Genomic DNA, 7,825 nt, shown 5'->3' with positions numbered 1-7,825 from the left:
CTGGTACGTGCGCCGCGGGGTGGTGGTGTTGGTGGGGGTGCGGATTATCGGCCCCCCGGACCCCCCCCCGCCCCCCCCCGCCCACGCCCCCCGGGGTGGCGGGGCCCACTACCCCCACGTCCGTCCACGGCCTCAGGCCCAGAGGTGCCCGTCGAGCCGTTCGGCGGCCTCGTCCAACGTGCCCGCGTACGCGCCGGTGGACAGGTACTTCCACCCCGCGTCCGCGACCACGAACGCCACGTCCGCCGACTCGCCGCGCGCCGCCGCCTTCTCCGCCGCGGCCAGCGCCGCGTGCAGGATCGCGCCGGTGGAGATGCCCGCGAAGATGCCCTCCACCTCCAGCAGCTGCCGGGTCCGGCGCAGCGCGTCGTACGAGCCCACCGAGAAGCGGCCGGTCAGCACCTCGGCGTCGTACAGCTCGGGCACGAAGCCCTCGTCCAGGTTGCGCAGGCCGTACACGAGCTCGCCGTACCGCGGCTCGGCCGCGATGATCTGCACGTCCGGCTTGTGCTCGCGCAGGTACCGGCCGACGCCGACCAGCGTGCCCGTGGTGCCCAGACCCGCGACGAAGTGCGTGATCGTCGGCAGGTCCTTGAGGATCTCCGGCCCGGTGCCGTGGTAGTGCGCGCCGGGGTTGGCCGGGTTGCCGTACTGGTAGAGCATCACCCAGTCGGGGTTCTGCGCGGCCAGTTCCTTCGCCGTCGCCACGGCCTGGTTCGACCCGCCCGCCGCGGGCGAGAACACGATCCGCGCGCCGTAGGCCTGCAACAGCTGCTTGCGCTCGGTGGAGGTGTTCTCCGGCATCACGCACACCAGGCCGTAGCCCTTGAGCTTCGCGGCCATGGCCAGCGCGATGCCGGTGTTGCCGGACGTCGGTTCGAGGATCGTGCAGCCCGGCGTGAGGACCCCGCTGCGCTCGGCCTCCTCGATCATCATCAGGACCGGGCGGTCCTTGATCGAGCCGGTCGGGTTGCGGTCCTCCAGCTTCGCCCACAGCCGCACGTCCTTCGACGGCGACAGCCGGGGCAGCCCCACCAGGGGCGTGCCGCCGACCGCGTCGAGCAGTGACTCGTACCGGGCCACGTCAGTCCTCCGGGGTGGGTCAGCCGCCCGCGACGGCCGGGAGGATCGTCACGGTGTCGCCGTCCTTGACCGCGGCCTCCAGGCCACCCGCGAACCGCACGTCCTCGTCGTTGACGTAGACGTTGACGAACCGGTGGAGCGCGCCCTCCTTGACCAGGCGCTGCTTCAGGCCACCGTGGTTGGTCTCCAGGTCGTCGATGACCTCGGCGAGCGTCGCGCCCGCCGCCTCGACGGACTTCTGCCCACCGGTGTGGGTGCGCAGGATCGTGGGGATGGAGACGGTGACGGCCATGCTGGTACCTCCGAGGAGCCGGATTGGGGAAGGTGGTGCCGGGAAGGTGGTGCCGGAAAGGTGCCACGGTGGTGCGGGACGCGCGGCTCGGTGCCCGGTCTCAGGGACAGTCGGGCGTGTCGTCCGCGCCCGTGTGGGCGAACATGTACGACTCCACGACCTCGACCGGCTCTTCGGTCACCACGCCGTCCACGATGCGGTAGGAGCGCAGCTCGTGCTGCTCCGGGTCGCGGGTGGAGATGAGCACGTAGTGCGCCTGCGGCTCGCTCGCGTACGCGACGTCCGTGCGGGACGGGTACGCCTGCGTCGCCGTGTGCGAGTGGTAGACGACGATCGTTTCCTCGTCGTTCGCGGTCAGCTCGCGGTGGACGCGCAACTGCTCCATCGAGTCGAAGCGGTAGAACGTGGGCGAGCGCTCGGCGTTGTCCATCGCGATGAACCGCTCCGGGCGGTCGGAGCCCTCCGGCCCCGCGATGATCCCGCACGCCTCGTCCGGGTGGTCGCGACGGGCATGAGCCACCATCGCGTCCACGAGGTCACGGCGAATCACCAGCACGCCACCATCCTACGTGGTGGGGGAAGGTGTCCCGCTCGGTGAGAACGCGCACTACACCGCTTCGCGCACGCCCCTGGCGCCATCGGGGTACGCCGCGCGGCCGCCCAGCAGACCGCCCGCGCCGAGCGCCGCGAGCCCCAGCGCCGAGACCGCCCTGGCCACGACGCCGAACCCGTGCCCGCGCAGCCGGAACGACGTGAGGTAGCACACGTTCGCCGCCGCGTTGGCCGCCAGCTGCACGAACGCCGTGCGCCGCTCCTCCTGGTCCAACGTCCCGTACTCGGCCAGCTCGGTCGCCAGCGCGGCCGGCGCGACCGCCAACCCGGCCCCGATCAGCGCCCGCGCCGCCTTGCCGCTGCCCGGCATCAGGTCCAACGCCGCCGACGCCGCGTACAGCCCGATGGGCAGCGCCACGACCGCCGGGTGCACCGGCCGTCCCAGCGCCCGCGTGCGAAGCAGGTCGGTCACCTCGCGCCGGCGCAGCGCGGCCGGGACCGCCTCGGCCAGCGCACCGGCCGCCTTGTCGATCGCCGGACTGGTCCGCACCCACTCGAACGCCCTCTGCACACCCGAGGCAGTTCGCACATCCGAGGCACTCCGCACACCCACCATGGCCCTCGGGTACCCAGCGACCGCCCGTCCCACCCTCGCGTGTCCCACCTCCGGAACGCGCGTGTCCTACCTCCGCGTCGCGAGAGTCCTACGTCCAGAGCGCGAGAGTCCTACGTCCAGGACACCCGAGTTGAACGCTCAGGACGGTCGGGCGGCGCGTTCCAGCGCGTCGGCGGCGGCCGTGCACAGGTCATTCAGCGGGGTTCCGGTCGGGGTGCCCGAGGCCACCGCGAACACGGTCGCGGGCACCGCCACGCCGGCCCGCGCGAACCCGTCGTGCGCCGAGATCGCGACCCTTCGGCATTCCGCCGGCCCGACTTCGGCCTCCACGACGACGAGACCCACCGCCGTCCCACCGACGAACGCCAACGCCCGCACGTCGGACGCACGCACCTCGGAGGCCGCCTCGCAGACCGCGTGACCGTCCACCCCGTCACCCAGCCCCGACGGCTGCGCCGCGGGCACGATCGGCACGACCTCGAACGGCCGGGTGCCGACCGGGAACCCGTGCCCGCGCTCCGCCAGCCAGCGCACGACCCCGTCGACGACGGACGGCCCGCCCAGCACCACCGCGTGCACCCGCTGCACCAACGTCGACGGGTCGAGCAGGTCCAGCTCACGCGTGCCCACGGGCGCACCCCGGACGTCTACGCCGGCCACCGCGCCGGCGGGCGTCAGCAGCACCGCCACGCCCGGCGCGCGTCCGAGCAGCATCAGCCCATGACCGCTTCGACCAGCGTCTCCTGCACCCACGTCAGCCAGTGGTACACGCCCAGGTGCGGCGAGCGCGGGTCGTCCGGCGGCAGCTCGTCCGGCATGTCCTCCTGCACGTCCAGCGCCGTCCCCAGCGCCAGCCGCACGTCGTTCAACGCCGACAGCCACGCCTCGGCCTGGTCCAGCGCCAACCGGACCTCACCGCCGTCCGGCGGGCACGTCTCCAGCACCACCGCCGCGACCCCGGTCTTCTGGTCCAGCAGCTCGGGCTCGTGCAACGACCGCAGCGCGTTGGCCGAGTCGACCTCGGCCGGGTCGGGCGCGTCGGGGTCGAGCCGGTGGAAGTCCGGCAGCAGCCGACCCAGGATCGGGTCGTCCGGCGGCGTGGACGGGCCGGTGCGGATGCCGGTCAGCTCCGCCAGCTCGTCCTGCGGCGCCTCCTCGGCACGTGCCAGCAGCATGTCCTGGATCTGGCTCACGAGCCCGCGCACCACGGCGGCTTCCTGCCGGTCGAACCGGGCGAGCACCCGGTCGCCGGTGCGGGTCCACTTCTTCACGACGAACGCTGCATGGTCGCCCAGAGCCCGGCCGCGTGCAGCTTGGCCACGTCGGCCTCCACCTTGTCCTTGCTCCCCGACGACACGATCGCCCTGCCCTTGTGGTGCACGTCCAGCATCAGCTTCGTCGCGTGGTCGCGGCTGTAGCCGAACAGCTTCTGGAACACGTACGTCACGTAGGACATCAGGTTCACCGGGTCGTTCCAGACCAAGGTCTGCCACGGGCGGTCCTCGGTGCGGACCTCCTCGCCGGCCGGGTCAACCTGCGTCCGCTCATGCTCGACGGGCGTGGTCATACCGCCAATGGTGTCATGTTCGGGTCCGTGGTGGAGCCCACAGGGCCACCGGCGGGTGCGGGCCTAGGCTCTGTCCCCATGTCGACGTCGTTGTTCACCGACCACTACGAGTTGACGATGCTGGCCGCGGCGTTGCGCGACGGCACCGCCGACCGACCGTGCGTCTTCGAGGTCTTCGCCCGGCGGCTGCCGGAGGGCAGGCGGTACGGGGTCGTCGCGGGCACCGGCAGGCTGCTGGACGCGATCACCGACTTCAGGTTCACCGAGCGTGAGCTGGAACTGCTGGAACGCACGAACGTGGTCGACGAGGCCACCCTGTCGTGGCTGGCGGACTACGAGTTCACCGGGGACGTGGACGGCTACCCGGAGGGCGAGCTGTACTTCCCGGGCTCACCGATCCTGTCCGTGCGCGCGTCGTTCGGCGTGGGCGTGGTGCTGGAGACCCTGGCCCTGTCGATCCTCAACCACGACAGCGCGATCGCCTCCGCCGCCGCCCGGATGGTGGGTGCCGCCAACGGTCGGCGGATGATCGAGATGGGCTCCCGCCGCACGCACGAGGAGGCGGCGGTGGCGGCGGCCCGCGCCGCGTACCTGGCCGGGTTCACCGCGACCTCGAACCTCGAAGCGGCACGTCGGCACGCCATCCCGACCGCCGGGACGTGCGCGCACGCGTTCACGCTGCTGCACGACACGGAGGAGGAGGCGTTCCGGGCGCAGGTCGACGCCCTGGGCGTGGACACGACCCTCCTGGTGGACACCTACGACATCACCAACGGCATCAAGACGGCCGTGCAGGTCGCGGGGCCGTCGCTGGGCGCGGTGCGGATCGACTCCGGCGACCTGGGCGTGCTGGCGCGGCAGGCGCGGGACCAGCTCGACTCGTTGGGCGCGAAGAACACCCGGATCGTGGTGTCGGGGGACCTGGACGAGTACTCGATCGCGATGCTGCGGGCGGAGCCGGTGGACGCGTACGGCGTGGGCACGTCCCTGGTGACGGGGTCCGGCGCACCGACCGCGGGCATGGTCTACAAGCTGGTCGAGGTCGACGGGCGGCCGGTGGCCAAGCGCAGCTCGCACAAGGAGTCGCGCGGCGGGCGCAAGAACGCGCTGCGCCGGCACAAGGAGACCGGGACGGCGCTGGAGGAGGTCGTGTTCCCGCACGCGGAGGAGCCGCCGGTGGGTCCGCACGACCGGCTGCTGCCCGTGCCGCTGGTCCGCGCTGGACAACGGGTGGACGGCGTGGACACCCTGGTGCAGAGCCGGGAACGGCTGCGTGCCGCCCTGGTGACCGTGCCGTGGGAGGGCCTGAAGCTGTCCCGCGGCGAACCCGCGATTCCGACGACGTTCCTGTGAGGGGGCTCTTCCCATGAGCAAGGCGCTGATCGTGGTGGACGTGCAGAACGACTTCTGCGAGGGCGGCTCCCTGGCGGTGACGGGTGGCGCGGCGGTGGCGGCGGCGATCTCGGCGCACGTCGCGTCGTCGTCGTACGACCACGTCGTCGCGACGCGGGACTACCACGTGGACCCGGGGTCGCACTTCAGCGAGACGCCGGACTTCGTGGACTCGTGGCCGGTGCACTGCGTGGCCGGGACGGCCGGTGCGTCGTTCCACCCGGAGCTGGACGTGACGGCGGTGGAGGCGGTGTTCTCGAAGGGCGCGTACGAGGCGGCGTACTCGGGCTTCGAGGGCGCGTCCGGCGGTGGCGAGCAGCTGGTGGAGTGGCTGCGGGCGCGTGGCGTGGAGCAGGTGGACGTGGTGGGCATCGCCACCGACCACTGCGTGCGGGCGACCGCGTTGGACGCGGCGAGTGCCGGGTTCGCGACGACCGTGCTGCTGGACCTGACCGCGGGCGTGCCTTGGCGGTGGCCTCCTGCACGTTCATCACCGACCGGATCTGGCCGGGGATCTTCGGTTCGATGTTGTGGCACTGGTCGAGCATGAACGCCACCCCGGACTCCGGCGCGAGCGCTCCGCCGTGCACCACCTCCACCATGATCCGGAACAGCTGGAACGGGTCCGCCGCGCCGACCATGAGGTCGTCGTCGGCGTAGAAGCGGGAGTTGAAGTCGAACCCGCCCAGCCTGCCCGCGCGCAGCAGCACCGCGACGATGAACTCGATGTTGGTGCCCGGCGCGTGGTGGCCGGTGTCGACCACGACCTGCGCCCGCTCGCCCAGCTCCAGGCAGTGCGCGTACGCCGTGCCCCAGTCCGGCACGTCGGTGGTGTAGAACGCGGGCTCGAACAGCTTGTACTCCAGCAGGATGCGCTGGTGGGGCCCGAGCCGGTCGTAGGTCTCGCGCAGGGCCTCGGCCAGCCGGTCCTGGCGGGCCCGGATGCTGTCCTGACCGGGGTAGTTGGTGCCGTCCGCGAACCACAGCTTCAGGTCGCGCGAGCCGGTGGCGTCCATGATGTCGACGCACTGCAGCAGGTGGTCCAAGGCCTTGCGCCGCACCGCCGGGTCCGGTGCGCACACGCTGCCCAGCAGGTAGGCGTCGTCCTGGAAGACGTTGGCGTTGATGGTGCCGATCGACACGCCCTGGTCCTCCGCGAACTTGGCCAGCTCGGCGTAGTCGGGCACCGCGTCCCACGGGATGTGCAGCGCGACGGACGGCGCCACCCCGGTGAACCGGTGCACGGTCGCGGCGTCGGCCACCTTCTCGTGCGGGGTGCGCGGCACACCGCGTTGCGCGAAGACCTTGAACCGGGTGCCGGAGTTGCCGAACGCCCAGGACGGCAGCTCGATGCGCTGCCCGGCCAGTGCGTCCCGCACGGCGACCGCGCCGGGGGATCCTGTCATGTCGTCCACTTCGGACTCCTTCACTGCTCAGTCGAGGTGGAAGACCTCGGTCAGCGGCCTCATGGCCTCGTCGGGCTGCCTGCCGTCCAACGCGGTGAAGAACTCGGCCATCTCGGCCTGCCACCGGTCGTTGACCTCGCGGTCGCGCATGCCCCGCTGGGCCGCGTCCCAGTCCGGGGTCTCCAGGTAACCGACGAGCAGCCCGTCGTCGGCCAGGAAGAGGCTGTAGTTGCCCCACCCGGTCTCCCGCAGCGCCTCCCGCATCTCCGGCCACACCTCGCGGTGCCGCTCCCGGTACTCCTCCAGCCGCTCCGGGCGCACCCGGAGCAGGAAGCAGACACGTCGCACGCCAACCTCCGGAATGAAACGTTTCACAACGACGCTATTGTCGTGTCGCGAAGCTTGTCAATGGTCTGGACGTCCCGCGGTCCCTCACGGCGGGCGCACGCCGTCGTAGAGCGCCACCCGCACGACGACCTCCCGCTCCTGACCCGGTTCCAGCACCACCGGCGCGTCCCAGGCGAGGGCGGAGCCGATGCCCAGGTACTGCCCCACCCGGACGAACCACGGGTCGGTGGGGCCGGACAGGACGGCCGTCCACACCCGCCGGTCCGGGCCGCGCCCCGGTTCGCTGACCACGACCGCGAGCCACGGCGCGGGCCGGCCGTTGACGTGCTCCTCCCCCACGCCGTCGGGGCTGAAGACCTGCACGGACCGGGGGTCGAGGTCGGGCAGCCGCCAGAACCAGCCGCCGTGGCCCGCGCCCTCGCGGCCCTTGCTGCCGGGGCTGTGCAGCACCACGCGGTCCTCGGCGGTCAGCACGCTGGTCCACTCCAGCTCCCAGCCGCCGGGCAGCATCCGCCGGCGGACGCGGCGGCGTTCGCGCAGCTGGACCGCGCCCGCGGAGTCGCACCAGG

At 72.3% G+C, this 7,825-nt stretch carries 11 protein-coding genes and 1 pseudogene; 2 read left to right on the top strand and 10 right to left on the bottom strand.

The window, feature by feature from the left end:
* Positions 1 to 132: 132 nt before the first annotated feature.
* The 7 genes from AB0G02_RS02860 to clpS all read right to left on the bottom strand — a co-directional run bounded on the left by AB0G02_RS02860 (position 133) and on the right by clpS (position 4,110).
* Entirely contained in the window at positions 133 to 1,083 is a 951-nt protein-coding gene (locus AB0G02_RS02860) for a cysteine synthase (RefSeq protein ID WP_360788355.1), read from the bottom strand.
* A 19-nt stretch (positions 1,084 to 1,102) separates the two neighbouring features.
* Complete coding sequence (locus tag AB0G02_RS02855; protein WP_106615251.1) at positions 1,103 to 1,375, bottom strand: MoaD/ThiS family protein; 273 nt, start codon at positions 1,373 to 1,375, stop codon at positions 1,103 to 1,105.
* Between the two features lie 100 nt (positions 1,376 to 1,475).
* A complete protein-coding gene (locus AB0G02_RS02850) occupies positions 1,476 to 1,931 on the bottom strand; it encodes a M67 family metallopeptidase (protein ID WP_360788352.1) in 456 nt (151 codons plus the stop codon).
* Positions 1,932 to 1,982: 51 nt separating this feature from the next.
* On the bottom strand, positions 1,983 to 2,498 hold the full coding sequence (locus AB0G02_RS02845; RefSeq protein ID WP_360788349.1) for a DUF2231 domain-containing protein: 516 nt from the start codon (positions 2,496 to 2,498) through the stop codon (positions 1,983 to 1,985).
* Between the two features lie 183 nt (positions 2,499 to 2,681).
* The gene (locus AB0G02_RS02840; RefSeq protein WP_360788346.1) at positions 2,682 to 3,257 is read right to left on the bottom strand and encodes a peptidase S58, DmpA; all 576 of its coding nucleotides are present in this window, start codon (positions 3,255 to 3,257) and stop codon (positions 2,682 to 2,684) included.
* Positions 3,257 to 3,814, bottom strand: a complete 558-nt coding sequence (locus tag AB0G02_RS02835; protein WP_360788343.1) for a DUF2017 domain-containing protein — start codon at positions 3,812 to 3,814, stop codon at positions 3,257 to 3,259. Before AB0G02_RS02835 ends, AB0G02_RS02840 begins: the two co-directional genes overlap by 1 nt.
* Positions 3,811 to 4,110, bottom strand: coding sequence for an ATP-dependent Clp protease adapter ClpS (gene clpS, locus AB0G02_RS02830; protein WP_033438448.1), 300 nt, complete (start codon positions 4,108 to 4,110; stop codon positions 3,811 to 3,813). Before clpS ends, AB0G02_RS02835 begins: the two co-directional genes overlap by 4 nt.
* A 78-nt stretch (positions 4,111 to 4,188) precedes the next feature.
* Between clpS and AB0G02_RS02825 the strand changes: the two genes are divergently transcribed.
* Complete coding sequence (locus AB0G02_RS02825; RefSeq protein ID WP_360788339.1) at positions 4,189 to 5,463, top strand: nicotinate phosphoribosyltransferase; 1,275 nt, start codon at positions 4,189 to 4,191, stop codon at positions 5,461 to 5,463.
* A gap of 13 nt (positions 5,464 to 5,476) precedes the next feature.
* The gene (locus AB0G02_RS02820; RefSeq protein ID WP_360788445.1) at positions 5,477 to 6,052 is read left to right on the top strand and encodes an isochorismatase family protein; all 576 of its coding nucleotides are present in this window, start codon (positions 5,477 to 5,479) and stop codon (positions 6,050 to 6,052) included.
* On the opposite strand, the pseudogene rhaI reads toward AB0G02_RS02820, so the two are convergent.
* From rhaI to AB0G02_RS02805, 3 genes and pseudogenes are all read right to left on the bottom strand, one after another.
* A pseudogene (rhaI, locus tag AB0G02_RS02815) lies at positions 5,964 to 6,908 on the bottom strand (L-rhamnose isomerase); the annotation flags it as partial. The gene AB0G02_RS02820 and the pseudogene rhaI sit on opposite strands and share 89 nt — an antisense overlap.
* 27 nt (positions 6,909 to 6,935) lie before the next feature.
* On the bottom strand, positions 6,936 to 7,256 hold the full coding sequence (locus AB0G02_RS02810; protein WP_053722290.1) for an L-rhamnose mutarotase: 321 nt from the start codon (positions 7,254 to 7,256) through the stop codon (positions 6,936 to 6,938).
* 84 nt (positions 7,257 to 7,340) lie between these two features.
* A partial coding sequence (locus AB0G02_RS02805) for a DUF6807 family protein (RefSeq protein ID WP_360788335.1) occupies positions 7,341 to 7,825 on the bottom strand: 485 nt, incomplete at its 5' end.

This window comes from Actinosynnema sp. NPDC023658, from assembly GCF_040639995.1.
Classification (GTDB): Bacteria; Actinomycetota; Actinomycetes; order Mycobacteriales; family Pseudonocardiaceae; genus Actinosynnema.
The sequence above is the reverse complement of the archived record's forward strand: the minus strand, read 5'-3'. Positions and strand labels throughout refer to the sequence as shown.

Coding starts and splice junctions, on each gene's coding strand:
- AB0G02_RS02855 (WP_106615251.1), bottom strand. CDS start 1,375: ATGGCCGTCACCGTCTCCATCCCCACGATCCTGCGCACCCACACCGGT.
- AB0G02_RS02840 (WP_360788346.1), bottom strand. CDS start 3,257: ATGCTGCTCGGACGCGCGCCGGGCGTGGCGGTGCTGCTGACGCCCGCC.
- clpS (WP_033438448.1), bottom strand. CDS start 4,110: ATGACCACGCCCGTCGAGCATGAGCGGACGCAGGTTGACCCGGCCGGC.
- AB0G02_RS02825 (WP_360788339.1), top strand. CDS start 4,189: ATGTCGACGTCGTTGTTCACCGACCACTACGAGTTGACGATGCTGGCC.
- AB0G02_RS02820 (WP_360788445.1), top strand. CDS start 5,477: ATGAGCAAGGCGCTGATCGTGGTGGACGTGCAGAACGACTTCTGCGAG.